Source organism: Streptomyces sp. NPDC090032 (assembly GCF_044748025.1).
Lineage (GTDB): Bacteria > Actinomycetota > Actinomycetes > Streptomycetales > Streptomycetaceae > Streptomyces.
The window spans coordinates 127,266-152,192 of sequence record NZ_JBIVFF010000002.1; the positions used below are offsets into that span (position 1 = coordinate 127,266).

Genomic DNA, 24,927 nt, shown 5'->3' on the forward strand with positions numbered 1-24,927 from the left:
TCCCACTCCAGGTGATGCCCCATGACTTCCAGCACCGTCCTGCCCGTCCTTGCCCTCGCCCCCGCCACCGCGACCACCAAGACCGATACGGACCTGGCCCTCGCCGCCCATCTCCTCTCCCTCCTGCGGTCAACCACCACCGAGCCGCGCCCCGACGAACAGCTCGAAGCGCTCACCCTGGCCGTCGCCGCCGACCTGCCCGTGCTGCTCTGGGGCGAGCCGGGCATCGGCAAGACCGCCGCCCTGACGCAACTCGCCGCCTCGCTCGACCTGCCGCTCACGACGGTGATCGCCAGCGTCCACGAGCCGTCCGACTTCTCCGGGCTGCCCATCGTCGGCGACGACCCGGCCGTGCAGGGCGTGCCGATGGCGCCGCCGCAGTGGGCCGTCGAACTCGTACGCGCCGGCCGGGGGCTGCTCTTCCTGGACGAACTCTCCACCGCCACCCCGGCCGTCCAGGCCGCACTGCTGCGCGTAGTCCTGGAACGGCGGGTCGGAGCGCTCCAGCTCCCGCCGGACGTAAGGATCGTGGCCGCCGCCAACCCGCGTGCCTCGGCAGCGGACGGGTGGGAGCTGAGCCCGCCGCTCGCCAACCGCTTCGTGCACCTGAACTGGGTGCACGACCGGGACGTCGTGGTACGCGGCCTCGGCGGCGTCTGGCCCCGGGCGGAGCTGCCCCGGCTCGCTCCTGAACGGCTGGCAGAGGCGGTGACGTTCGCCCGGCACGCGGTCTGCGGATTCCTGAAGGCCCGGCCGACACTGATCCACCGGCTGCCGACCTCCGAGACCCGGCGCGGCGGTGCGTGGCCGTCGCCCCGGAGCTGGGAGGCCGCGCTGACCCTGCTCGCCTTCGGTACGGCGGCCTCAGTCTCCCGGGACGTCCTCGCGCTGCTCGTGCGGGGCGCGGTGGGGGACGGGCCGGGGCTCGAACTCCTCGCCCACCTCGACCGGATGGACCTGCCGGACCCGGAGTCGCTGCTCGCCGACCCGGCCGCCGCCGAGCTGCCGGAGCGGGGCGATCTGCGGCAGGCGGCGCTGGAGGCGGTGGTGGCCGCCGTCGGGGCACGGCCGGAGCGGCACCGGTGGGAGGCGGGCTGGGCCGTGCTGGTCAGGGCCCTGGAGACCGGAGCCCCGGACCTCCTGGTCGCCCCGGCGACGGCTCTGGCCGGGCTGCGGCGAGACGACTGGGAGGTGCCGGTGGCGGTGGAACGGCTGGCCGGGGTCGTCGGGCTCGCCCGGACTGCGGACCGGTCGGTGGAACGGGTCGCGGCAGCGGCCGACGCCCGTCGCGTGACGGGGACGCGTCGATGACGGCAGCCGCGAACCACCCCGGACCGCGCCCGCTCCCGCGATCGGCGACGGCTGCCGCGCGGCGCCCGGGACCACGCCCGCTGCCGCGCCCCATGTCCCCGCCCGCGCCCCCACGCCCGGTGCGGGCGACAGCGCCGGAGCGCGCCGCAGGGCCCGGCGACCGGCCCGGACTCCCGCTGGACCGGGAGAAGTTGTTCGCCGCCCGGCTGCACGCGGTGAGGGTCCGCCCGTACCTGGCCGACGCGCTCTTCGCGCTGCATGTGGTGGAGGACCGTGCGGTGCCGACGATGGCGGTGGACGCGCACTGGCGCTGCTACGTGTCGCCCGGATTCGTGGCCCGCACACCGCTGGAGGAACTGGCGGGCGTCTGGGTGCACGAGGTCTCCCATCTGCTCCGTGACCACCACGGGCGCGGCGAGCGGTATGCGCGGGAGCATGAGGAGTCCGGGCCGGGCGAGCGAAGCGAGATGGGGGTCCCCCCGGCCGAAGGCTGGGGGAGGCTGCGTCGGAACATCGCCGCCGACTTCGAGATCAACGACGACATCTACGGTGACGGACTGCCCCGGCCCTTCGGGGCGGTCGTGCCGTCGCTGTTGCGACTGCCCGACGGTCTGCTGATGGAGGAGTACCTGCGGACGGCCTCGATGTCCGGGCTCGGCGCGGAACTGGCCTGGCTGGACTGCGGCAGTGGTGCCGACGGGCACGACCGGCCGTGGGAGCTGGGGCCCGGCGGGGCGAACGGACTCACCCGGCAGCAGCGGGACGCGGTTCGCTTCCGGGTCGCGGAGGGCATCAAGGGCCGGCCCGGCCACGCGCCGGATGGGTGGCGGCGGTGGGCCGACGAGGCGTTCCAACCGCCGCAGCCGTGGCGGCAGTTGTTGGGCGCGGCAGTCCGCTCGGCGGCGAGTGCGCCCGGAGTGGGGGAGAACCACACCTACCGGCGTCCGTCCCGCCGCTCGTCGAGCGTCCCTGGAGTGGTTCTGCCGAGCCTTCGCCGTACGCCGCCCCGCGTCTGCGTCGTCATCGACACCTCCGGGTCGGTGAGCGACGCCGAGCTGGGCAGCGCGCTCCTCGAGGTCGCGGCGATCTCGCGGGCCGTCGGCGGGCGGCGCGACCTGGTCTCGGTGGTCTCCTGCGACGCGGCGGCCGGCGTCGCCGTCCCGCTCTGCCGTGCCGAGAGCCTCGAGCTGCTCGGCGGCGGCGGAACCGATCTGCGCTCCGGTTTCGCCCGGGCGCTCCGTTCCCGGCCCCGCCCCGACGTGATCGTCGCCCTGACCGACGGGCAGACGCCGTGGCCCTCCGGGCAGCCGCCCTGCCGCACCGTCGTCGGCCTGTTCCCGCGACCCGCCCGCGCCACGGACGAGGACGACTCCGACTACGTACCGGACACCCCGCCGTCCTGGGCGCGCGTCGTCACCATCGGTTGAGGAAGGCAGCAGGCGTCCGTCGCTCAGCGGCGAGGAATTGCCGGCGGTGATCGTCCCGTCCGGCCGGAAGGGCTTGAGACCTGTCGGTTTCTCGATCGGCACGGATGACGAGGCCGTCGTAAAACCCCTCGCCCATGCTCTGGCAGGACGCGGACGGAGCGTCCAGCCATAGAGCGTCGCCCATTCACGATGAAGACGTATTGGCCTATGCGTTGATCAATCAAATCTTCTTGGTTTCTTCCGGGTTGAAGCATGAAATCGAGTATCAGCCTTCAAGTGTTCGTTGCTGGATTGTGATCTCCGTGAATGCAACCGTGTTCACCGTCACCTTGCGAAGATCTCTGAAGCCGTGAATCTGGAGGTTTGTCGGCTTGCAGCGTGATCTTGGGGCCAAGGAATATGTCCGGCGGTGTGCGACAGGTCAACAGAGCCAACCGCCAAGGAGATTGCACTCTTGAGACGCAGACGCTTATCCAGAACGCTACGGAGAATTGCCGCGGGCGCGGCGCTCGTCGTCTTCGTAGGAGCCGGACCTGCGGTCGCTGTGGATGCGGCGGACGTGAAGACGGACGCGGCACGTTCGACACGCCCCGCAGAAGAAGCCGATCCGTCGGCCCCGCCGCCCAAGGTTCACGGGCCGGAACCGAAGGGGCTGGCCGCGGCGGGGGCGCGCCCGGCGTCGGGCAAGAGCCCGAAGGCCGACCCGCTTTCCCGTAACAGCGCGCCGGGCGGATTCCAGCGGGTGACCTCACAGAAGGTCAAGCTCAAGAACACCGTGACCGACCCCGACGGTGACCAGGTGAACCTGACGTTCGAGGTGTGGACAGCGGACGCTGCCGGCAACCCGAAGACGAAGGTCATGCTCAACGACAGCCAGTACGGCGTCATCGTCTCCCCTTACGTGGCGTCGGGCTCGACGGCCACGGTGGAGGTCCCCGCGGGGAAACTGTCGCTGAACCAGAACTACGTCTTCCACACCAACGCCTACGACGGCTCCCTGTATGAGACGGCCTGGTCGCCATGGGCGAAGTTCCGGGTGGAGCTCCCGGTCGACCTGACGCTGCCGACGCCCGACTACACCGCGCCGGACCCCAGCTCGCTGAACACCCCGCCGGACCGGCGCCAGACCCGGCCGCTGGGCTCCTCCGGCAGCCTGGCTGCGCAGCGAGCCCAGGGCGGCGAGCAGTGCAGCGAGAAAGACGCCGACGGCCGGCAGGTGTGCTTCGGCAAGCAGCTCTCCAAGGACGAGGCGCCCAAGAACGTGGCCCGTTCGATGGCCAGAGCCGAAGGGACCGCAGGGGTGGAGTGGTGCCACACCGACTTCCCCGACATCCTCGCCACGCGCTTCACCGAATGCGACGTGCGATCCGTGCCGGTCATCATCCGCACCGACGGTGTGCCCGACGCGATCGCGTACTTCATGTTCCTGCGCATGATCCAGCTCGACGGGCAGAACAGCTTCACCGAGCACCTGACGATCGAGCCGGCGCAGCAGATCCCGACGGACTTCGCGGAGATCGACCTGGCCATCAACGAGCACCTGTGCCAGGGCTCGTGCAAGCCGATCGAGCCGGATGACGGTGCCTGGACCGACAAGACGTGGTGGACGCCGGGTGACATGCACTCCACCTCGGTGACCACGCCTTACACGTGGGACGCTTCGACCGCTGGCCAGCAGTACTTGTTCAAGCCGGACATCAAGATCGACGCGAGCATCCTCCCGTCCGACGGGAAGATCCGCCCGTTCATGACCGGCTACCAGTGGTCACTGGACTACAGCGGCGGCGTCGAGGACATGGACAAGATCCGCTGCGACACCACCGACGCCGGGCCCGGCACGGGCTGTGTGTTCGTCAACCACGCGCCGACGTACAGCTTCAATGCCAAGGCGTTCCCGCAGGCCGCCGCACACGCGTGGCTGATCCAGAAGTCCACGCCGAAGCACCCCGGTTCGATGCAGGACCAAAAACCGCTCTACTACATGGGCGACAGTGCGCAGAACTCGCGGAGCCGGAACCGGATCTGCCCCACGGGGTGGGCGAAGGAGAACGGTGACGCCTCGGCCCTGGTGGATGCGGCCGACGAACTGAACTGTGACGAGTTCGCCTTCGCGTCGACGTACAACAGCGGCGGCATGTCGAGCTCCGAGGGCGGGCTGAATCCGGCGCTGCTGCCGGGCGGGACCACACCGACCGGCGCGGCATGCATCGGTACGTACGCCAAGAAGCAGGGCAGTGCGGTGCACCTGTTCAGCCTGAACGGAACCGACCCGACGTTCACCGAGGTGTGCGGGCGTTCGGCGATCTCCGGCATGCACAACCAGGAGTCCATGGGCAATCACTTCGCGACGTTCATGCGCGACAACAGGATCATGGACAAGGACCCGTACTGGCTGGACACCCGCATGGACGACGGCGGGACCTGCACGTACGGGACCGGCGGTGGCCAGCCTGTCATCTGCAAGCTGACCGCACAGTAGATTCCGTGCAACAGCACCGGCCCCCACCCTGCGCGCGGGTGGGGGCCGGTGGCGTCGGCCGGCATGGTCAGGGCATGGGGATCAGCACACAGGGAAGGTCGCCGGCCCTGACGGCGGCCTCGTCGATGGACAGGCCGCAGTAGTTGCCGACGGCGGTGAACACCGCCTCGGGCAGCCGCGGCCCGTGCTCCTCGTAATACTCCACCACCGCGGCCTCGCCGACGTTCCCGATCGTGGGGAAGACGGCACCCGCCGCGTGGAGCGCCGAGTCCAGGGCGGATGCATCGCCGGTGTCTTCCCCGAACGCGGCCCGCCGGGCCCGCTCGTCGCCGGGGACGTGAAGGACCTGCGACGGCGGACTGAAGCGGTTCAGCGTCAGGCAGACGATCTCCTCACCCGGGCGAGGCCACATCGACTCCACCTTGCGGTAGCCGGTGGACCACGTCGCAGCCCCCCAGTCCTCCAGCACGTACACCCAGTCACCGCACGTCCCGTACATGACGGGGTTCACCGCGGGCGAGGGGCGGCCGGGACCTCCCACCGGTACATCAAGGTCCCTGTACGGGGTGCGCGCGGTCAGCTCATCGATGTCGGCGCCCAGCGCGATGAGGAAGTCGTCCGGCTCCAGGCCCCTGGCAGCGGTCAGCGAGATCCCGCCGAGCATTCCGTGCACACCCGCGGATACGGGGGTGTGGTGGTGTGCGCCTATCCAAGCAGTGCCATCGGTCATCAAGTTCTCCGGTGTGGTTCCGATGCCGGTGAGCATACCGACACGTGTTTCTCTCTCGGCCCGACGCAGGCCAACTCCCCTTTTCACCAGGCCACTTTGGCGATTCTCGGCTACTTGAGGGAGCGCGGCCCGCAGGGCCGCCCAGCTACGCAAGAATGCTTCCGACACGGCCCGTTGAGGGGCCTGCGCGTGCCGAAAATTGCGTCCGCCCCGGTCAACACCCATCGTGTGGGGCCCAAATATGGGATTCGCCGCTGATCTGCGGGTTCGTAGTGGTGTCGACCGGCGGTCTGGTACTCGTTGACGAGTCCTCAGAGTGACGGGCTTCAACGCCGTACGAAATTCGTGTTTTTGAGCCCCGCAGGGGCAGTCAGACCGTGATCGACGGCTTCGGCAGCACCGTGGACGGGTTCCTGGGGATGTTGCGGGGCGAGAACCAAGGCAAGATCATCGTGCGGGCGACCGGGGCGGACGCCTGACGGACCGGGGCGTGCCCGGCACCGCGCGTGTTGCAGAAGGCCGCGATCACGGCATTTCACTTGTATGCGTGGGGTGTTGAGGGGGTGAGCCCGTGTAGGTGGAGACGTTCACCGGGCTGAGGACGCGACAGTTCGAGTGGCTGTTGAAGGTGGTTCGAGAGCGAGGCGGCAATGGTCCCGGTCGAAGCCGGCCGTGGTGCCTGCCCTTGGCGGACCGCGTGCTGCTCAGCCGGGCTTTCGGGAGACTTGCGGGGCACCTCTTTCGCGGTCAGCGGCCTGCCCAGTGCGGTGGGCGCTTTTCGGCGAAGGCGTGAGCTCCTTCCTGCGCGTCGTGGGACGCGAGGACCGGGGCGACGAGCCGGTCCTGCTGGCGGAAGGCATCCTGGTCGCCGTACGCGGTCCGCTCGTTGACCGCGCGTTTGAGGGCCGCGATGGACAGCGGGGCGTTGCGTGCGATGCGATGGGCCAGTTCCACGGCCTTGGTGAGCGTCTCGCCGGGTGGGGTGAGGTGGTTGACGAGGCCGAGCTGATGAGCCCGTTCGGCGGGCAGGGGGTCGCCGGTGAGGAGTATCTCGACGGCGATGTTGCGGGGGATGCGTTCGGGCAGGCGCACGATTCCTCCTTCCGGGGGCACCAGGCCGAACGTCACCTCCGTGAGGCCGAAGGTGGCATCCTGGGCTGCCACGATCAGGTCGCAGGCGAGTGCCATCTCGGTGCCACCGCCCAGCGCCCAGCCCTCGACGGCAGCGATGAGCGGGGTGCGGAGCTGGGTTCGGGTGAGGCCCGCGAAGCCTCGCCCGGGGATGACCGGGGTATCTCCCCTTGCGAACGCCTTGAGGTCCATCCCCGCGCTGAAGGTGCCGCCGGCACCGGTGAGCACACCGACCATCAGGTCGTCACGGGCGTCGAGTTGGTCGAAGGCATCGGCCAACGCCCGCGCGGTGGCGCCATCGACGGCGTTGCGTGCCTTCGGCCGGTCGATAGTGATCACGAGAACGCCGTCGCGTTCCTCGGTGTGCACGGTGGGCGCATCGGTGGTGGGTTCGGTGGTCATGGTGGGGCTTCCTTGTCGTTCCCGCCGGCGTGGATCGTCTACCGCTGACGGCGCAGAGCTCCTCGGGGCGCTCGTCGTCCAGTGCCGGGTGCTGTTGGTTTCGGACCACTGCTAGCTCGGGATCGCTCCGCCGGTACGCAGTGACTCGATGTCGGCGGCAGCGAAGCCGAGTTCGGTGAGGACCTCTTCGGTGTGCTCACCCAGATCGGGTGCCGGCCGTGGGGGAACCTTCTGTTCCTGGTCCAGGTGCACGGGGCTGTTGAGGGTCAGGTGTGGCTCGCTGCTCCCGTCCTCGATCGGCACCACGATCTGGTTGGCCAGGAGTTGGGGGTCCTGGGCGAATTCCTCGAGTGTCTGGGCAACCCCGTAGGTGAGGCCGGCGGCGTCGAGTACCTCGCGCCATTCGGCCAGGGGACGGGTGGCGAACCGCTTGTCCAGCAGAGTGACGATGTCGGCGGCGTGGGCGCGGCGACTGGCGGTGTCGTGGAACCGGGGGTCCTCGACGGCCTCGGGGTGGCCGATGGCCTTGAGGAAGAGGGGGACTTGCTTGTCTTCGTTCGCGAAGGCCAGGAGGATCCAGCGGTCGTCCGCGGTGCGGTACACGTTGGCCAGGGCGTTAGGTGGGTGGGAGCGGTCGGCGGGGCGAGGGGGTTTCCCGCCGAGCAGGGCTGCCTGCAGCCACATCCCGGCGGCCCAGGCGCCTTCGGCGACCAGGGACGCGCTGACGCGTGCGCCCTGGCCGGTCTTCTCGCGTCGGTACAGGGCGGTCATGATCCCGGCGAACAGGGTGATACCGGTGGGGTGATCGCCAGAGCCGAACGCGTTGATGGCCGGGGCCGCGTCGCGCTGGCGAGTGAAGTCCATCAGACCGCTGCGTGCCCAGAATGCCGTGACGTCGAAGCCGGGCAGGTGTGCGTCCGGGCCCTGCTCGCCGAAGCCGGTGACGTCGGCGTAGATCAGCCGGGGGTTGAGGGAGGCGAGATCGTCGTAGTCCAGGCCCAGCTTGTCCCGGGTGCGGGGCGGGAAGTTGGTGATCAGGACGTCCGCCCACCGCACCAGTCGTTCCAGTACCGACCGGGCGTCGGACGATTTCAGGTTGAGCTCGATGCTGCGCTTGTTGCGGTTGTCCAGTTGCCAGGGGTAGTTGACCCCTTCAACCTGGGGATTGGGGGGCATTCGGCTGAGGGCACGGTAGCTGTCGCCGGTGTGCGGTGGCTCCACCTTGACGACATCGGCTCCGAAGTCACCGAGCACCGAGGCCGCGGCCGGTCCGGCTATGAAGCTGGCGAGATCGACGACGTGCAGTCCCTCCAGCAAGGGCGTGTTCTCCATGACAGGGTCCTCTCCCCGCCCTGTGTCCGGCGGGGTGTCGGTGTCCTCGCCGCCGGCGCTGCCCGCACCCGGGCCGCCAATGGATGCGGACGCGGGAGACGCTGCGGCGAAGCTGTACTGATGTGACCGGTCCGGCAGTCGCCCGGCTCGGCAGTGCAAGGCGCGGGGTGCCATGCGCACCGGTGCTAGTGGTGGCCGTTGGGGGCCATGGGCACGAAGGCGTTGTATCCGGTGATGTCGCGGCCGACGATCAGTGCCTGCACGGTGTCGGTGCCCTCGTAGGTGTCGATGGCCTCGATGTCGCACAGATGCCGGGCCACGTGGTAGTCGAGCAGGATCCCGTTGCCACCGAGCATGTCGCGGGCGTCGGCGAGGATGGCCCGGGCTCGTTCCGTGTAGTGCATCTTGGCCAGCGCGACCCGCGGCATCGACATCTTGCCTTCGTCCATGAGCTGGCTGAGCCGGTAATTCATGCACACCATGTCAGTGATGTCCGCCAGCATCCGCGCCAGCCGGTACTGGATCAGCTGGAAGGCCGCCAGCGGTACACCGAACTGCTTGCGCTGCTTGGCGTAGGCCAGCGCGGTCTCGTAGCCGGCGATGGCGGCGCCGATCGACTCCCAGGCCACGCAGAAGCGCGAGGCCAGCAGGACCTTCTCGGTGTCCCGGAAGGTGTTGACGTTCGCCAGGCGGTTCTCGGCGGGCACGCGGACGTCGGTGAGGGAGATCTGCGCGTTCTGCACACAGCGCAGTGCCATCTTTCCGGTGATGGCCTCGGCCTCGAACCCCGGGGTGCCCTTCTCGACGACGTAACCGCCCACGTGGCCGTCGTCACCGCGGGCCCAGATGATCGAGTAGTCGGCGAACGTCGCGTTGCCGATCCAGCGCTTGTGGCCGTTGAGCACGTACGAGTCGCCGTCCCGGTGCGCGGTCGATTCCAGCTTGACCACGTCCGTGCCGTGGGCCGGCTCGGTCAGACCGAAGGCGCCGATCTTCTCCAGACGTGCCATCTGCGGCAGGAAGCGCTCCTTCTGCTCCTCCGATCCCAGCAGCGCGATCGACATCATGGCCAGCGCCGAGTGCACCCCCATGAACGTGGACATGCTCAGGTCGCCGCGGGCCAGCTCCATGATCACCACACCGGCCGTCACGTTGCTCATCCCGGGCGCACCGTATCCGGGAATCTGGAAACCGGCGATGCCCAGCTGCGCCAGCTTGGGGACCAGCTCGTGCGGGAATTCCGCCCGCTCCCAGTAAGGGTTGATGATCGGAGTGACCTCCTGGTCCATGAAGTCCCGCACCTTCTGGCGGAGGGCCTGCTGCTCATCCGTGAGCAGATCGTTCAGCAGGTAGTAGTCCGTGTTCTCGGGGCCACCCAGCACGGGGGGCTGGACGACCGGATGCCCGTTTCCGGAGCCGACGGTGGTCACGTCGACGGGCATCATCGTGTCCTGGCGTTGCGCGTTCATCCGTCCGACGCTCCTTCTTGTTCGGCCTGGGTCCGATCCCTCCCCCTGACACGACGCTAGGGGCTGTCCGGGGAGAAACCATCGGACGCGGGGTACGAACTTTTCGAAAGAATTCGTGCCCGCGAACCGATAAACCCGGGGTGACCGCCCCGGCACAGAAAGGCGTGAGGAGTGAGGCGTGGAATTCAGGTAGAGGAGTGAGGCGTGGAATTAAGGTAACTGTCCTTCGCCTGACCGGCGTTGGCGGCCTCTCCGCCGGGACCGGTTGCTGAAGGTGTTGGCCGGTTGCGCTGGATGGCACGGTCGGGACCGTCGCGATAGCGTGACGATATGGCCGTGGGCAGCGATGAAGCAGAAAAGTGCTTGTCTGCCGTGGCGTCGAACGTCGCCGCACACACGCCGGAGGTCAGCCGCGACGTGTGGGAGCTCGTGATTGCCGAAATCCCGCAACTGAGAGGCGACGGGATAATTCTCAACACTCTTAAAGCGAGTGTCGAGGAGAATATCGCCACATTGCTGCACGGTTTCGAGAACGTCATGCCGCTGGACCATGTTGAGGGGCCCGCGGCTGCTTTGGACTATGCGCGTCGGCTGGCTCAGCGCAATGTTCCCATCAGCTCGCTCATCAGGTCCTACCGGCTCGGACACTGCCGATTCCTGCAGTGGTGCCTGGACGAGCTCCGCCGTCAAGGGCCCGATGAGGATGTCTGCACGGCTACCGCGCAGCTCATGCTGGAATTGAGCTTCGGATACATCGACCGCGTCAGCGAACGAGTCGTCGAGGTCTACCAGTTGGAACGGGACCGTTGGCTGCTGGGCCAGACGGCCGTACGCGCGGTACGTGTGCGAGAGATCCTCGCCGAAAAGCATGTGGACGCCGACTCGGCGGAATCAGCCCTCGGCTATCGCATACGTCGACATCATCACGTAGGGATGCTCCTCTGGCTGCCCCAGCGGCCCTTCGGCGGTGAAGGCCTCGCCCGGCTCGACCGGCTGACAAGCCGGATCGCCGAGGAACTCAACTGCTGTACCAACCCGCTGTTCGCCGCCCGCGACGAAACCCTGGCATGGGCCTGGCTGCCCTTCGACTCGCCCCGCGACCTTGCCTGGGACGTGCTGGCGAGCGCGGTCGAGGACGGCGACCCCACCGCGAGGGCCGCCGTGGGGGACATGGAACCCGGCATCGAAGGCTTCCGCCGCACACATCGCCAAGCCCTGCGCGCACAGGCACTGGCCATGGCTGCGAGTCCCGGAACACGGGTCACCGCCTACGCCCAGGTCGCCCCGATCGCATTGATGTGCACGGACATCGAGGACACACGCGCCTGGGTGTGGAGCGTGCTGGGTGCCCTGGCCTTCGACGACGAGCACTGCGCACGACTCCGGGAGACCTTGCAGATCTTCCTCGCCACCGGCTCCAGCTATACCGCCACCGCCAGCCAGCAGATTCTGCACAAGAACACCGTGCAGTACCGCATTCGTAAAGCCGAGGAAGCCCTGGGGCGGCCACTGCAGGAACGGCGCCGCGACCTGGAGTTGGCGCTGCTCGCCGTTCAGTACCTCGGCTCATCGTTCCTGCGGACGAACCCCTCCTGAGCACGATGCTCACGGCCTCCCCCCGGGGAGTCGGCTCATCGATCGCCCGGTTCGGCCGGCGGGACGATCTCCCGCTTGAGGATCTTGCCGGTGGAACCTTTCGGCAGCGCGTCCACGATCCATACCTTCCGCGGATACTTGTACGCGGCGACCTGGCGCTTGACGTAATCACGCAGTTCCTGGGCTGTGGCAGCGGCGCCTGGTTTGAGAACGACGGCGGCGCCGATCTCCTCGCCGAGATCAGGATCCGGCAGGCCGATGACTGCGGCTTCGGCCACCGCAGGATGCTCGTACAGCACGTCTTCGACCTCGCGCGGGTACACGTTGTACCCGCCACGAATGATCAGGTCCGTCTTCCGGCCGACGATCCAGAAGTATCCGTCCTGGTCGACCCGGCCGAGGTCGCCGGCGTGGAACCAGCCGTTACGGATCGCCGCGGCCGTGGCCTCGGGACGCTGCCAGTAGCCCTTCATCACATTGTGTCCGCGGATCAGGATCTCGCCGGTTTCGCCCTGTGACACCTCGTTGCCGCCGTTGTCGGCCACCCGCATCTGGACGCCGTGGATCGGGGTGCCGATCGAGCCGGGCTTGCGTGGGGCGTCCAGGCGGCTGAACGAGGCGACCGGTGAGGTCTCCGACAGCCCGTAGCCCTCGAGCACGACACAGCCGAACGCGGCCTCGAAGTCGCGCAGCACCTGGACCGGAATGGCCGCGCCACCGGAGACGGCCAGCCGAAGCGCGGAGACGTCGTAGGAGTCCCGGTCCAGCGGCTGCACCAGTCTGCTGAAGATCGTCGGTACCCCGGCGAAGACCGTCACCCCGTGCTCGTCCAGCATCCGCAGCGCCTGCTCGGCGTCGAAGCGCGGCAGCAGAGTCAGACATGCACCGGCGGTGACGGCGGCGTTGAGCGTGCAGCTCTGCCCGAACGCGTGGAACAGGGGGAGCCCACCGAAGATCACGTCGTCCGAGGTGAGGTGAAGCAACTCAGTCGCCACGACCTCGCAGTTGCGGGTGAGGTTGGCATGGGTCAGCTCGGCACCCTTCGGCTGACCGGTCGTCCCCGATGTGTAGAGGATGACCGCAGTGTCGTCCTCGTGCCGCTCGATCACGTCCTCGACGAGTGGAGCGGACGCGAGCAGCGTGTCGAATCCGCCGGGACCGACGACCACCGCATAGGCCCCGACCTGCTGTGCGCCGGTCCGTACCTCGTCGGCAAAGGCGGGCCGGGCGAACAGCAGCCGGGCACCTGAGTCGCCGAGGTAAAAGGCGACCTCCCGGGCCTTGAGCAGGGGGTTCATCGGAACGACGATGCCGCCCGCCCGGAGCACGCCGAAGTAGGCGATGGCGAATTCCGGACTGTTGGGCAGCATGATGGCAACTTGGTCGCCAGGCTTGACGCCTCGGTCACGGAGCAGTCCCGCCATGCGGGCGCTGACCTGGTCAAGCGCCCGATACGAGAGGATGTCATCTCCCAGACGCAGCGCGGCGCGGTCCGGGTAGGCACTGGCGCTTCGTACGACCTGCGACGCGAGGTTCATGGCAGAGCCACCCTTCAGCGTGCTTGCCTTCGTCGGCCGCCGGCCTCAGCAGGAGCGGCGACATCGCCCGCGCCGCCGCGTGGCCGACAGAACCCTCAAGTGATCGCCGGCCAAGCCGATGGGGTGCATCACCTGCAAGCACGCACACTCCTTTGCCCATTCTGCCGCACCACCAGGCTGCCGCATCTCAGGTGAATGTTCGCAGGTCACCGGCACGGCGTGCGGTTTGCCGCCGAGGGCGCCCCGAGGGCCGATTCAGCCCGTGGTAACGGTGGATCGCCTTGCGGCAGCAATCGTGCCTACGGCTCCTTGGTCGGAATCAGGGCATGGGCGATCCCGGTGAGGTTGCCCTGCGCAATGAGGATCTCTCTCCGGTTCGATCCGTCGAGATCCGCCGCGTAGACGGTCCCGGCCATGTCGGTCACGAACATGCGGCCGCCGTCCAGATCGAGAGCGATGCCGATGCCCTCCATCAGGTGGGTCCACAGGATCTCGGCCTCCCGCTGCCCGTTCGGCGGATCCATCGGCGTGCGATTCACGGAGTTGCCTCGCGGCGGGTCCCCGCGGTCGGTCCAGTACAACATGCGCTCCGCGAGGTCGAGTTGCAGGTCGATCGGCTCCGGCAGCTCCCGGAGCAGCACCTCGATGTCGCTCCGGTCGGCTGCGGATTCGCCTGCGGGCAGGTCGATTCCGGCCCGCAGGATCTTCCCCAGCCCTGCATCGCTCGGGCCCTTCTGTGTCCAGTACAGGTGCCCGCCGCCGGGGTCGACGGCGACTCCGACGCACCATCTGGTCGGGTCGCGGCGGTCGTTGTCCCCCTGCCCTGTTTGCACGAGTGTCTCGACGTTCGAGCCGTCGAGGTCGCAGCGCATGACGCGCATTCCTTCGCGATCGCCCCAGTAAAGCTTTCGGCCGGCGGCCTCGAAATGCAGCTGTTTCGGCGTGTGCGTGCCGCCGTTGGGAACGATCGTCGTCCGGTTGCTTCCGTCCAGGCCGACGCGCTCGATCGAGCCGTCGTTCACCGGCGGAGACCCCATGTTCGTCCAGTAGAGGTGCCCCGCTTCGTCGTCGACGGCCACACCGTCGGGGTACCTGCACCCGGTGACGATGACCTTCTTGTCGGTGCCGTCGGGGTTCACGGAGAACACGCGGCCGTCACCGCTGAGTTCGAGCACGAACAGTCTTTCCTGCCGCTGTGTCACCGTCTCTCCTTTCGGGCGGGATCCCACTGCTCCGGGGCAACGGGTGCCGGACTCACGCCGACCGGCCGGCTGCGTCGCCGTGCGGGCCGGATGCGGCGCGCACGGCCAGCAGGCTGAGCAGCATCGCGTCACGCTGGGAGGCCAGTTCGTCGACCGAGTGGCCGTCCGCCTCTTCCAGGACGCCGTTGACAATCTTCTCTTTCAGCTCGGGCGTGAGCTCCGGGGTGCCCAGTTCCTGCCACATCCCTGTCATCCGCGGCATGAGCGTGTCCATGAAATGCCGGATGCCGCCCTCGCCTCCGCCGAGATGCCACAGCAGATTGGGTCCCATGACACCCCATCTGAGTCCCGGCCCCCAGGACACCGCGTCGTCGGAGTCCGCGACGTCGAGTACTCCCTGCTCGATCATGTGGACGACCTCGCGGTACAGCGCGGCCTGGATGCGGTTGGCGACGTGCCCGGGGAGTTCCTTCTTGAGATGGATCGGCTTCTTGCCGATCGCGGCGTAGAAGGACATGGCGTCCCGGATCGTCTCCGGGGCGGTCTTCGTTCCGCCGACGACTTCGACCAGAGGCATGATGTGCGGGGGGTTGAAGGGATGTCCGATGAGGGTGCGCTCCGGATGCCGGCACTCGGCTTGGATGACACTCATCGTGATGCCCGACGAGCTCGACGCGATGATCGAGTCCGGCGGCGTGGCGTCGTCGATGTCGGTGAACAGCTTGACCTTCAGTTCCGGGCGCTCCGGCGCGTTCTCCTGTACGAAATCTGCGTCCGCAACGGCCTGTCGCATGTCGGCGATGAACGTCAGGCGATCGGGTGAGGCTCCGGGTTCGGCCCCGAGCGTGGCTGCTGCGTCCCACGCTGCGGCCACGTACGACCTGAGGGCCTCCTCGGCGGCGGGGGCAGGGTCGGTCGCTGTGACGTCAAAGCCCCGAGCGAGATAGTGCGTTGCCCAGCTCGCACCGATGGTGCCGGTGCCGACGATCGCAACGCGATGGACGGGTTTGTAGGCGTTCATGGCGTGTCGATGCTCCTGGAGGTTGGGCGTTCGGCGTTCGGTGTTGGGCGAGAGGGCATCACGGCCAGGTGGTCAGAGGCCAGGACGGCTCGGTCTGCCTGCCTGCGGCCGCGTCGTCGGTTCGCGCGCTGCTCGCGCTTTGCGTGGCGCGGTCCGGGGTGGGCGATCACCGCTTGTCAGCTCCCGGACGACGTCGGCACCGGCGACGGTCGTTGGGGGAGGTCTGAGAGAGCCGGAGTTCACAGACACTGTGGTGCCCCCTTCCCTCGCGGTCGGTACTACGGCCGGGGACGCCCTTCGGCCTCTTCCCCGTGCTGCCGGGCGCGTGCCCGTACGAGGACTCCGCGATCGGCTGTCCGTCCTGACTCGTGTGGCTACGTTCCAGGGTGCGGCGCTTGCCCACCCCGGGCATCTCGGGGACCACCGGGGCCGCTTTCCCCGTCACGTTGCGACGTCAGGTCGCGCTGCCCCGGACGGCCGGCGAGGGTCGGCTGGTGCTGGAGCCACCTCTATGTCCTGGTGGCCCCCAGTTCGTAGCCATCAGGCCATCGCCCGAGTCGCCCGTACCGTGTCCGGAGCGGATGCTGGACGCACATCCATGGTCGGCCTTCGGTTCGTGTGGCAGCTACCGTTCGCCGCCGCGATTACTTCACACGGGAGCAGCGATCACGTATGGCACGCATCTTCATCACCGGATCGACGGAAGGGCTGGGTAAGGCGGCCGCCCTGGATCTCCTCGACGACGGGCACGAGGTCGTCGTGCACGCGCGCAACCCGTCGCGGGCGGCGGACCTGGGCGCCCTCGCGGACCGCGCGTTCGGGGTCGTCGTCGGCGATCTCTCCAGCGCCAGGCAGACGCATGCCCTGGCCGAGCAGGTCAACGCGCTCGGCCGAATGGACACAGTCATCCACAACGCGGGCATCTATATCGACCCCGAGCGCGTCGCCACCGCCGAAGGTCACCCGCGGACGCTGACCGTGAACGTGCTCGCGCCCTATGTTCTGACCGCCGAGATCCAGCGTCCGGCCCGGCTGGTCTACATCAGCAGCGGGATGCTGGAGGACGGCAGCGCCTCCCTGGACGACCTCGACTGGACATCACGGCGATGGAGCGGCGTCCAGGCGTACTGCGACAGCAAACTCCTCGTCGCCACGCTGGCCTACGCGGTGGCCCGGCGGTGGCCGGACGTGATCGGCAACATCGTCGATCCGGGCTGGGTGCCCACCCGCATGGGCGGGCCGAGCGCGTCGGACGACCTCGTCCTCGGGCACACGACGCAGGTGTGGCTGGCGGCCAGCGACGAGCCGGAAGCGACCGTCAGCGGTGGCTACTGGTACCACCGGCATCGCAGAGAGCCCATTCCGGCCGCCTCCGACCCCAGTTTCCAGGACGCCCTGCTCGACGAGCTGAACCGCCTCACCGGAGTGCGGTTGCCCTGAAGTGCGCACGGTGTCGCCGGGCCGCACGGTCGAGCGCACCGGCTTGCGCCGCTCCCGGGCCGGCTTCGAGCCGGCCGCGCGGGCCTGCCGGATGTGGAGGAGCTGCTCGACAGTCCGTCGTGGGTGAAGTGGCAGGACGGGCGCACGCACCACTACGCGGCGGCGTAGGCACTCACCAGGACGACGCAATGCGCACGAGGGACGCTGCTCGTATCTGCCACGGCTGCCCCTGCGCCCCTCGGCAGCCGCACGACTGCTGAGAGCCGTGAGTGAGGTGTGACGGGTCCTCCTCTGGGACTTCGATCAGCTCTACTTCGAGCCCGAACCCGTTCGACGTGCGAACCGGCTCAGTGCGAGAGACCGTTAAAGCATGAATCACCCACTCGTCCCGCCGACAGAAACGCCGCCGGCGGAAGGGTCGATCGCTGAAGCACATCAAGAACGGGCCGATGGTGGCATCTGGGAACACCCTTATTTCTGGGTGTCCCTCATCGCGTTCGGATCACTGCTGGTGGCCGGCTACTTCCTGGCACGTATCTGGGGTATGTGACCACGCTCGTCAGACTGCTCCGGCAGCCGGCCGTCAAGCCTGCCCGTTTACGGCCGTCGCCCGAGGCGTAAGCAGCACGAGTGCCACCAAGACCGGCCCGTGTTCACCGTCTGCCGGACACGAGAAACGTCCCATCGTTGGTGCCTCAGACGACCCCGCCGTCCACGCCCCACCGTGACACCCCTGTGGAGCACAAGGGGGCGTTATGCGCAGGAGCCTGGGGGCGGTCCCAGCTCAGGAGATGGCACGCTCGGCCTGCGGCGGCAGGTCCACGGGGTATGGCTCGACGAAGTCGGCGGAGCGGCTCACCTGTTCCCAGGCGCCCGCTTCGGCCAGTTGCAGGCGGGAGTAGTCGAGTGCCATGGTCACCGCGTTCACCCCGAGCAGCAGATGGCCCGGAACTCGACCGCGCCGCACCGTACGCACGATGATCGCGGCGGCCCGTTCCGGGTCGCCGGCGCCGCCGGACGTGCCCTGGCGCACCCGCCGGTTCATCGCGCCCACGGTCTCGTCGTAGGCGTCCGGGACGGGGTGGACGGTCATGGACGAGCCGGCCCAGTCGGTGGCGAAGCCACTCGGCTCGACGACCATCACCTGCACCCCGAACGGAGCGGCCTCCGCGGCCAGTACCCGGCTGAAGCCGTCGACCGCGAACTTGGCCGCCTGATACGAGGCGATGCCCGGGGACCCGCCGACGCGCCCGCCGACCGAGGAGAACTGCACCACGGTGCCCGACCCCTGCCGGCGCAGGGTGGGCAGCGCCGCCTTGGTCACGTTGTAGACGCCCCAGAAGTTGGTCTCGAACTGGGCGCGGAAGTCGTCGTCGTCCGATGTCTCGACCGGTGACACGTTCGCGTACCCCGCGTTGTTCACCAGCACGTCGATGTGGCCGAAGCGGGCGAGCGCGGCGTCGATTGCTGCGCGGGCCGCGTCGGGGTCGGTGACGTCCAGCGGCAGGGCGAGGGCGCGGTCGTCGTACTCCGCCAGCTCCTTCGCGAGGGCCTCGGGGTGACGTGCGGTGGCCACGACGAGATCACCCGCGTCGAGGACGGCGGTGACCAGAGCGCGGCCGAATCCGCGGGACGAACCGGTGATGAACCAGACCTGCGGCGTAGTGCGTGCGTTTTCACTCATGTATTTAGTACAACACCGTTCTCTAAATAACGCAACGTCGTTCCGTTAAATGTTCCTATGATGGCCCCATGAGTCAGCCAGCCTTCCAGCGGGCGCGCAGCGCCGAGGCCAAGCAAGCGCGCGAAGGGGCGATCCTGGACGCGGCCCGGGCGCTCGGCCGGGGGCGCGGCATCCGGGATGTCACCCTCACTGACCTCGCCACCGAAGTGGGCATGCACAAGTCGGCGTTGCTGCGTTACTTCGAGACGCGGGAGCAGATCTTTCTCGAGCTCACCGCGGAGGGCTGGCGGGAATGGTCCGCATCGCTCCGTGCCGACTTGGCGGCGCGGAGCGAAGCGACGCCAACGGAAGTCGCCGAGGTCTTCGCCGCAACGCTGGCGGCGCGCCCCATGTTCTGCGATCTGCTCGCGCAGGCGCCGCTCAACCTGGAGCGCAACGTGTCGTTGGAGGCGGTGCGCGCGTTCAAGCTCGTCACGCTGCAGGAAGTCGACCTGATCGGCGGCGAGTTGAGCCGCCTGCTGAGGCTCACGGAGGAGCAGGTCCTCGACATGATTTCCACCGCCACGGGCATGGCCGGAGCGCTGTGGCAGATGGCCAGCCCGGGCCCGCGCCTGCAAGAGCTCTACGCCGATGACCCAAGGCTCGGGCACGCGATCGTCGAGGTGGAGCCCCGACTGCGCCGTATCCTCGCCGCGTTCCTGACGGGAGTCGGGGTCCCGGCCCGTTGAGGCTCTTGACATCACGCCGTGCGCATACCGCGGTCCCTGCGTTGGCCCAGCACGGATCGTGAATGTTGTGCTCCACGTAACAGCGAAGAGCGTCCGGGTGCACGGGTGCGTCTGATCAGGCACGTCCCAACGCTTCGAAGATCTCTTCCCGCGGGGCGAGTGATCGTTCCCCGCCGGAAGAGGTCAGCCGTCGCGAAGGCCCCAGTCGTCGAGACCTTGGTAGATGTGTGCTGTGAGGCATTGCGGTGCTGCGAGGCATTCGGCTTCACCTCGGTAGACGGCGATGGGGGAGTCCGTACCGCGCCACCAGTTGTCCGCGATCCCTTGGATCTCGGGCACTGGCTCGCTCCGTCCGGCCCGATCATGAACTCGTAGGCCATAGACACCCGTTCGTCTCCGGCCGAGAACCACCATCCTCCTGTGGCCGAGGCTTCAGAAGCGTCCGCCCTTCTTCTTCCCGGTGGAGATGACGAGCCGCTCGCCGATCTCCCGCAGGCTCAGTTCCTGGTCGCGGAGGTGGAGCGCGAGGGCGAGCATGGTGTCGTCCGTGACGGCGGCCCCGCCGGTCGACTTCCCGCGGGCGCGGGCGGCCTCGTGGCCTTCCAGGGTCTTGTCGCGGATGTACTCGCGTTCCGTTCCGGAGATCGTGGCCAGGACGGTGAAGACGACGCCGGACGGGTCACCTGATTGCAGTTCGCCAGTCAAGGACTCCAGCGCGCCAGCATCGAACTCGCGCAACTCGCCGAGTAGCTCCGCGCCGACGGCATCGCGCGGCCGGTTTCGTAGAAGCCAGCAGGTCCGGGTCAGATGCCGGGCGGCTGGTGTCGCGTAGCAGCGGGTGCAGCCGCGCGACCGGCAGCGCGTCCAGCCCGGCCGCGGAGTGCCAAGTCAGCTGGACGCTTCCTCCCGTCGCCGGTCATCGCCGGCTGTGGCGGGGACGGCGTTGTCGATGAGGACGGCGGCGATGGCGGCGGCGGTGGGGAAGGCGTCGGCGTTGAGGACCCGGGTGCGGGCCGCGGCGCCGTCGATGAGCAACGCGAGCTGCTCGCCGAGCTGTTCAGGGTCGGCGGCGCCGGCTTCGCGGGCGGTGTCGGCGAGCCGTGCGGCGACGGCCTTCTTGTAGTCGCGTGCGTACTGGGATGCGGGGTGCTGGGGGTCGTGGAGTTCGACGGCGGCGCCGATGTAGGGGCACAGGGGAGTGGTGGGGGGGATGTCGAAGACGGCGAGGAGCCGTTCGCGGGGCGTGAGGTCGGTGCGGTCGAACACGCCGGACAGAACGGAGGGGTCGAACTGGCGCAGGTACTCGGCGACGAGTTCGTCCTTGCCGGCGAAGTGCTGGTAGGCCGTGCGCTTGGACACCTCTGCCGTCGCGCAAAGCTGGTCCATGCCGGTGCGGTTGATGCCCTGCTCGCGGAACAGCTGCTGGGACGCGCCGAGGATGCGCTCGCGGGCGCCCCGCCCGCGGCGGCGGCCCTTGGGGCCCTTCTCCAACTCCTTCATAGGCCCATGGTACCCCGCTGGGTAACGACCGGTGTACATAGTTTGCGCCCCGGTCGCCCGCCCCGTACCGTAAGTACACAGGGCGGTGTACATAACTCCGTCCCCCCAGGTGCACGCGGCACCACCGACCCAAGGGAGCGACTATGGGAAAGCTCGACGGCAAGGTAGCGGTCATCACCGGCGGCACCACCGGCATGGCGCTGGCCGGCGCGAAGCTGTTCGTCGACGAGGGAGCGCACGTCTTCATCACCGGCCGCCGCCAGGACGCCCTGGACGAGGCCGTGAAGCAGATCGGCCGCAACGTCACCGGCGTCCAGGGCGACGCCGCCGACCTGGACGACCTGGACCGCCTGTACGACACCGTCAAGCGGGAGAAGGGAAGCCTCGACGTGCTGTGGGCCAGCGCCGGAGGGGGCGAGCCCGCCCCGCTCGGCGAGATCACCGAGGCCCACTTCGACGCCGCGTTCTACCTCAACGCCCGCGGCACCCTGTTCACCGTTCAGAAGGCCCTCCCGCTCTTCAACGACGGCGGCTCCATCCTCATGACCGGATCCAACGCCTCCCTCGGCGCCTTCCCCGGCTGGAGCGTCTACGCCGGCAGCAAGGCCGTCCAGCAGGCCTGGGCCCGCGTCTGGCTCAACGAGCTCAAGGACCGCCGCATCCGCGTCAACGTCCTGACCCCCGGTCAGGTCGCCACCGCCAAGCAGGAAGAACTCTTCGACGAGGCCACCAAGCGCCAGTTCGAGTCCCTCATCCCCCGCGGCCAGATGGGCCGCCCCGACGAAATCGCCACCGCCGCCCTCTTCCTCGCCTCCGACGACTCCAGCTACGTCAACGGCATGGAACTCGTCGCCGACGGCGGCACCACCGCCATCTGAACCGAACAGCACACAACCAGGGCAGGACAACTCATGAGCAACATCAGCATCATCGGCACCGGGAACATGGCCCGCACCATCGGCGTGCGGGCGATAGCGGGCGGCAACACCGTCGAGGTCATGGGCCGCGATCAGTCCAAGGCCGCCGACCTGGCCAAGGCTCTCGGCGGCGGCGCCACGACGGGAGAATGGGGCACCGCCCCGGCCGGGGACATCGTCATCGTGGCCCTGTTGTACGACGGTGTCGTGCCGGTCGTCGCCCAGTACGGAGACGCTCTCGCGGGCAAGGTCATCGTCGACATCAGCAATCCCTTCAATTCCACGTTCGACGGGCTGGCCCACCACGAGGAGACCTCGATCGCGCAGGAAGTCGCCAAGGCGGCCCCGGCCGGCGCCAGCGTGGTGAAGGCGTTCAACACCGCCTTCCGTCACGTCCTGGAGAAGGGTCGTCCCGACGTTTTCATCGCTGGCGATGATGCGCAGGCCAAGGCAAGTGTGGAGGCGTTCGTCGAGAGCCTCGGGCTGCGCCCGCTGGACGTCGGCGGCCTGAAAATGGCGCACTGGCTGGAAGGAGCGGGCGTGGTCACGGTGGGCCTCGCCAACCACGGGGTGGGGAACTTGGACTTCGCCCTCAGCATCACCGAGCTTCCCGTCCGAGCACACGGCTGACGGATCACCGAAGAACTCACCAATGCAGTCACCGCGGCGAAAGCGTCATCAAACTGCCGGCAGCCTCCAAGCGGCGATCAGGTCTTCCGGCTCCCAGTCGGCCTTGTGGGGACCATGTTCTTGATCGCCTGGGTGCCCCAGGCCGCGGTCGGGTGCGCGGTGGTGCCCAGGATGCGGACGCGGCGGGTGGTGTGCTCGGTGGCGGCTGCGTGGAGGATCTCCCAGGCCGTGGGCGGGGCGATCGGGGAGTAGTTGAGGTGGGCGAGTTCGCCCTGTATCCGGAGGTGGCCCCAGTTGCTGTTCTCCCGGGCCAGGCGCAGGATGAAGTGTTCGAACGGCACAGGGTCGGGACCAGACGCTTTGCAGCGGGGGCGGAGCTGGTCACCCGAAAGGCCGGGGCGGCCGACCAGTCGGGAAGGGCACCGTTATGGCCGAACAGATCGTCTTGGGCGCCGCTGAGGATGTGGATCACAGCCGGGAGCTGCTCTCGCCGAGTGGCTGACCAGGAGCCGGTGACCAGTACGTGAGACCAGCGGTGGCGGTCACTGCCGTTCACGCGAACTGGCCCTTGCCGCAGGCCTTGACCGGGCACGGGCCGGCTCTCCACCGCACGCTTCTGGGCATCCCACGCCGCCTGGAGACGTGAGGAGGGATGGGGCAATGCGAACGAACATCATCCGGCACGAGAACCTGATGGTGAGTTACGACGTGGTCAACGGCTGGACCGTCATCGAGGTCGACGGTGAGGTCGACGCCCACACCGCCCCCGTGATCCGCGAAGGAGTGATCAAACTCCTCAATGAGGGACACCGCCGTTTCGTCCTGGATCTGGGCTTTGTCACCTTCATGGATTCGATGGGGCTCGGCATGATCGTGGCGATCACCAAACGCCTCCGTGAACAAGAAGGCGCGCTGCGTATCGCGTCCGCCTCCAGCCGGGTACTGAAGATCTTCGACCTGAGCGGCATGCGCGAGAGCTACGAAATCCTCCCCTCGGCGGCGGAAGCGACGGCGTCTGCTCCCTTGCCTGGCAGCCTCGCGCACTGGCCGCATCCATCCTCCGGCTGAGGAGGGCGGCACTGTGTGTCGGGTGTGCGGCAACTTGGGGGTCTCGGTAGCCCGCCGCCAGGGAGATCCGGCACCGGGAGGTCGCTGGGCATGGGCCCCCGTCATCGTGCCGGGCCCTCCGAGGGGGCGGGGCGGACCCACTGGGTCTGGTCCGCAAGATCGTGCTGGACTGCTGGGCCGACCACTACCGCCGCCAGGCCCGCCACGCAGTCCTTTTGCTTCAAGCAAGGACGTCGGTAGACGCGCGAGCGACCTGCTCGCGGAATTCGGCGACATTGTCACCTCGGCCTCGACCATGTCTGCCCGGAATGCCGGCTGCCGGCGTTGTCGCAGGAATCCAGGAGCCCGCCGCTGCACTTTGGTTCGGTGCAACGGCGGGCTGCGTCGGCGGAGGTGTTACTACAGCTCCCGCTCGATCTGGTTCTCGCTCACCTTGTCTTCGCGCAAGGTCGCCTCGTTCTGGACGGCGTAGCGCATCTGCGCCCCGCTGCCCTCGGCGCTGCGGATCTCGCCCCGCTGAAGCTCGTCCTGCTGGTCCCGGTACTCCACTTGCTGTCCCTTGCGGTAAGGCATGGGGATCTCCAAATCTCGTGTGTGTCGACGAGGGCCGGCCCCGCGCGTTCGGCAGCGGGCGCCCTACCCTCTTGGCGCCCGCGACTATCGTCAGGCGCACTCATAGCCCACCCCCAACTCCGTCCTACGGCAATCGCTACGGGCCGAATGGATGATGCCTCGCCCTGTGGGTGCCGGAAAGTAGGTCCATGCAGGTCACGCAGCGTGTCGGCACTCGTGGAGGACGCCGCCGAGGCGGTCGTGTCGGCGTATGCGGAGGCTGGCGCTTCGCTTGGGTTCGAGCGGTTGGGGGAGCGGGTGGAGCGGAGTGGCCGTCTGGAGCGATCGGTGGGTGCGCTGCTCGCCGTAATGGAGCGCGTAGGCGCGTAGGGCGTGGCGCATGGGCGGCGGTGTCGGGCGGTGTCGGGGGAAATTCCACGTCCGGGCAACGAGTCGTTCGTGCCGGCGCAGCAGTGTGGTGAGGGTGGCTGCGCATGCTTGGCGCCAGTGCTGCCGAGGGACGAGCCGGGAGAGGAGGGCGAGCCAGAGCCGGTCGGCGCCTCGTAGCGGACCCGGGCGATCTGGCGGCGCCAGCGCGGCGTTCTCGTGCCGCTACGCCAACACTCCGCGTCCTTGGCCACGCGGTTGCGCAACACGGCAGCGGGCACCGCCAACTCGGTAAGGGCCGCTTACCGGCAGGCGCCGCAGGCGCCACAAGCGCTCTCCCGCTCCGGCAACCACCCATAGTCGGACGGCGACATGCCGGCTTC

The 24,927-nt window shown here is 68.5% G+C and carries 22 protein-coding genes and 2 pseudogenes; 12 read left to right on the top strand and 12 right to left on the bottom strand.

Annotated elements, in window-relative coordinates:
• Window positions 1-21 precede the first annotated feature (21 nt).
• From ACIPWY_RS04260 to ACIPWY_RS04270, 3 genes are all read left to right on the top strand, one after another.
• On the top strand, window positions 22-1,311 hold the full coding sequence (locus ACIPWY_RS04260; protein WP_362905243.1) for a MoxR family ATPase: 1,290 nt from the start codon (window positions 22-24) through the stop codon (window positions 1,309-1,311).
• The gene (locus ACIPWY_RS04265) at window positions 1,308-2,738 is read left to right on the top strand and encodes a DUF2201 family putative metallopeptidase (protein ID WP_393703154.1); all 1,431 of its coding nucleotides are present in this window, start codon (window positions 1,308-1,310) and stop codon (window positions 2,736-2,738) included. The genes ACIPWY_RS04260 and ACIPWY_RS04265 overlap by 4 nt, the downstream gene beginning before the upstream one ends.
• 742 nt (window positions 2,739-3,480) lie before the next feature.
• Complete coding sequence (locus ACIPWY_RS04270; RefSeq protein ID WP_362905241.1) at window positions 3,481-5,217, top strand: hypothetical protein; 1,737 nt, start codon at window positions 3,481-3,483, stop codon at window positions 5,215-5,217.
• A 67-nt stretch (window positions 5,218-5,284) separates the two neighbouring features.
• On the opposite strand, the gene ACIPWY_RS04275 is transcribed toward ACIPWY_RS04270, so the two are convergent.
• Window positions 5,285-5,947 carry a hypothetical protein gene (locus ACIPWY_RS04275; RefSeq protein ID WP_393703152.1) on the bottom strand — a complete coding sequence of 221 codons (663 nt, stop codon included), beginning with the start codon at window positions 5,945-5,947 and terminating at the stop codon, window positions 5,285-5,287.
• A 371-nt stretch (window positions 5,948-6,318) separates the two neighbouring features.
• Between ACIPWY_RS04275 and ACIPWY_RS04280 the strand changes: the two are divergent.
• Both ACIPWY_RS04280 and ACIPWY_RS04285 read left to right on the top strand, forming a co-directional pair.
• Window positions 6,319-6,426 (top strand): annotated as a pseudogene (locus ACIPWY_RS04280) (NADP-dependent oxidoreductase); the annotation flags it as partial.
• 98 nt (window positions 6,427-6,524) lie between these two features.
• Window positions 6,525-6,671, top strand: a pseudogene (locus tag ACIPWY_RS04285) (IS5/IS1182 family transposase); the annotation flags it as partial.
• A gap of 23 nt (window positions 6,672-6,694) precedes the next feature.
• Here the strand turns inward: ACIPWY_RS04285 and ACIPWY_RS04290 are convergent.
• From ACIPWY_RS04290 to ACIPWY_RS04300, 3 genes are all read right to left on the bottom strand, one after another.
• Window positions 6,695-7,480 carry a crotonase/enoyl-CoA hydratase family protein gene (locus tag ACIPWY_RS04290; RefSeq protein ID WP_362905237.1) on the bottom strand — a complete coding sequence of 262 codons (786 nt, stop codon included), beginning with the start codon at window positions 7,478-7,480 and terminating at the stop codon, window positions 6,695-6,697.
• A 111-nt stretch (window positions 7,481-7,591) separates the two neighbouring features.
• On the bottom strand, window positions 7,592-8,812 hold the full coding sequence (locus tag ACIPWY_RS04295) for a CaiB/BaiF CoA transferase family protein (RefSeq protein WP_393703150.1): 1,221 nt from the start codon (window positions 8,810-8,812) through the stop codon (window positions 7,592-7,594).
• A gap of 185 nt (window positions 8,813-8,997) precedes the next feature.
• On the bottom strand, window positions 8,998-10,281 hold the full coding sequence (locus ACIPWY_RS04300; RefSeq protein ID WP_362905233.1) for an acyl-CoA dehydrogenase family protein: 1,284 nt from the start codon (window positions 10,279-10,281) through the stop codon (window positions 8,998-9,000).
• 330 nt (window positions 10,282-10,611) lie between these two features.
• Here ACIPWY_RS04300 and ACIPWY_RS04305 point away from each other — a divergent pair, with 330 nt between their 5' ends.
• Window positions 10,612-11,877 carry a helix-turn-helix domain-containing protein gene (locus ACIPWY_RS04305; protein ID WP_362905231.1) on the top strand — a complete coding sequence of 422 codons (1,266 nt, stop codon included), beginning with the start codon at window positions 10,612-10,614 and terminating at the stop codon, window positions 11,875-11,877.
• 35 nt (window positions 11,878-11,912) lie between these two features.
• Here ACIPWY_RS04305 and ACIPWY_RS04310 read toward each other — a convergent pair whose 3' ends face one another.
• The 3 genes from ACIPWY_RS04310 to ACIPWY_RS04320 form a co-directional block, all read right to left on the bottom strand.
• Window positions 11,913-13,415: a long-chain fatty acid--CoA ligase gene (locus ACIPWY_RS04310; protein WP_362905229.1), complete on the bottom strand. Its 1,503-nt coding sequence runs from the start codon at window positions 13,413-13,415 to the stop codon at window positions 11,913-11,915.
• A 299-nt stretch (window positions 13,416-13,714) separates the two neighbouring features.
• The gene (locus tag ACIPWY_RS04315; protein ID WP_393703147.1) at window positions 13,715-14,617 is read right to left on the bottom strand and encodes a 3-hydroxyacyl-CoA dehydrogenase; all 903 of its coding nucleotides are present in this window, start codon (window positions 14,615-14,617) and stop codon (window positions 13,715-13,717) included.
• Window positions 14,618-14,669: 52 nt separating this feature from the next.
• A complete protein-coding gene (locus ACIPWY_RS04320) occupies window positions 14,670-15,638 on the bottom strand; it encodes a 3-hydroxyacyl-CoA dehydrogenase NAD-binding domain-containing protein (protein ID WP_362905227.1) in 969 nt (322 codons plus the stop codon).
• A gap of 672 nt (window positions 15,639-16,310) precedes the next feature.
• Between ACIPWY_RS04320 and ACIPWY_RS04325 the strand changes: the two genes are divergently transcribed.
• Both ACIPWY_RS04325 and ACIPWY_RS04330 read left to right on the top strand, forming a co-directional pair.
• Window positions 16,311-17,078 carry an SDR family NAD(P)-dependent oxidoreductase gene (locus ACIPWY_RS04325; protein WP_362905225.1) on the top strand — a complete coding sequence of 256 codons (768 nt, stop codon included), beginning with the start codon at window positions 16,311-16,313 and terminating at the stop codon, window positions 17,076-17,078.
• A 370-nt stretch (window positions 17,079-17,448) separates the two neighbouring features.
• Entirely contained in the window at window positions 17,449-17,628 is a 180-nt protein-coding gene (locus ACIPWY_RS04330; RefSeq protein WP_362905223.1) for a DUF6480 family protein, read from the top strand.
• 234 nt (window positions 17,629-17,862) lie between these two features.
• Here ACIPWY_RS04330 and ACIPWY_RS04335 read toward each other — a convergent pair whose 3' ends face one another.
• Window positions 17,863-18,762 (bottom strand): SDR family NAD(P)-dependent oxidoreductase, encoded by a 900-nt coding sequence (locus ACIPWY_RS04335; RefSeq protein ID WP_362905221.1) that lies wholly within the window; start codon window positions 18,760-18,762, stop codon window positions 17,863-17,865.
• Between the two features lie 68 nt (window positions 18,763-18,830).
• Here ACIPWY_RS04335 and ACIPWY_RS04340 point away from each other — a divergent pair, with 68 nt between their 5' ends.
• Window positions 18,831-19,490, top strand: coding sequence for a TetR family transcriptional regulator (locus ACIPWY_RS04340; protein ID WP_362905219.1), 660 nt, complete (start codon window positions 18,831-18,833; stop codon window positions 19,488-19,490).
• A 432-nt stretch (window positions 19,491-19,922) separates the two neighbouring features.
• Here the strand turns inward: ACIPWY_RS04340 and ACIPWY_RS04345 are convergent, their stop codons facing one another.
• Together ACIPWY_RS04345 and ACIPWY_RS04350 are read right to left on the bottom strand one after the other, a co-directional pair.
• Window positions 19,923-20,195 (bottom strand): hypothetical protein, encoded by a 273-nt coding sequence (locus tag ACIPWY_RS04345; RefSeq protein ID WP_362905217.1) that lies wholly within the window; start codon window positions 20,193-20,195, stop codon window positions 19,923-19,925.
• Window positions 20,196-20,378: 183 nt separating this feature from the next.
• Complete coding sequence (locus ACIPWY_RS04350; protein ID WP_362905215.1) at window positions 20,379-20,990, bottom strand: helix-turn-helix domain-containing protein; 612 nt, start codon at window positions 20,988-20,990, stop codon at window positions 20,379-20,381.
• Window positions 20,991-21,133: 143 nt separating this feature from the next.
• Between ACIPWY_RS04350 and ACIPWY_RS04355 the strand changes: the two genes are divergently transcribed.
• Both ACIPWY_RS04355 and ACIPWY_RS04360 read left to right on the top strand, forming a co-directional pair.
• On the top strand, window positions 21,134-21,868 hold the full coding sequence (locus ACIPWY_RS04355) for an SDR family NAD(P)-dependent oxidoreductase (RefSeq protein WP_030354521.1): 735 nt from the start codon (window positions 21,134-21,136) through the stop codon (window positions 21,866-21,868).
• A 33-nt stretch (window positions 21,869-21,901) separates the two neighbouring features.
• Complete coding sequence (locus tag ACIPWY_RS04360; RefSeq protein WP_401532189.1) at window positions 21,902-22,537, top strand: NADPH-dependent F420 reductase; 636 nt, start codon at window positions 21,902-21,904, stop codon at window positions 22,535-22,537.
• 77 nt (window positions 22,538-22,614) lie between these two features.
• On the opposite strand, the gene ACIPWY_RS04365 is transcribed toward ACIPWY_RS04360, so the two are convergent.
• Window positions 22,615-22,878 carry a hypothetical protein gene (locus tag ACIPWY_RS04365; RefSeq protein WP_401532190.1) on the bottom strand — a complete coding sequence of 88 codons (264 nt, stop codon included), beginning with the start codon at window positions 22,876-22,878 and terminating at the stop codon, window positions 22,615-22,617.
• A gap of 319 nt (window positions 22,879-23,197) precedes the next feature.
• On the opposite strand from ACIPWY_RS04365, the gene ACIPWY_RS04370 reads away from it, so the two are divergent.
• Window positions 23,198-23,605, top strand: a complete 408-nt coding sequence (locus ACIPWY_RS04370; RefSeq protein WP_362905211.1) for an STAS domain-containing protein — start codon at window positions 23,198-23,200, stop codon at window positions 23,603-23,605.
• Window positions 23,606-24,004: 399 nt separating this feature from the next.
• Here ACIPWY_RS04370 and ACIPWY_RS04375 read toward each other — a convergent pair whose 3' ends face one another.
• On the bottom strand, window positions 24,005-24,178 hold the full coding sequence (locus tag ACIPWY_RS04375; RefSeq protein ID WP_362905209.1) for a hypothetical protein: 174 nt from the start codon (window positions 24,176-24,178) through the stop codon (window positions 24,005-24,007).
• Window positions 24,179-24,927: the final 749 nt, after the last annotated feature.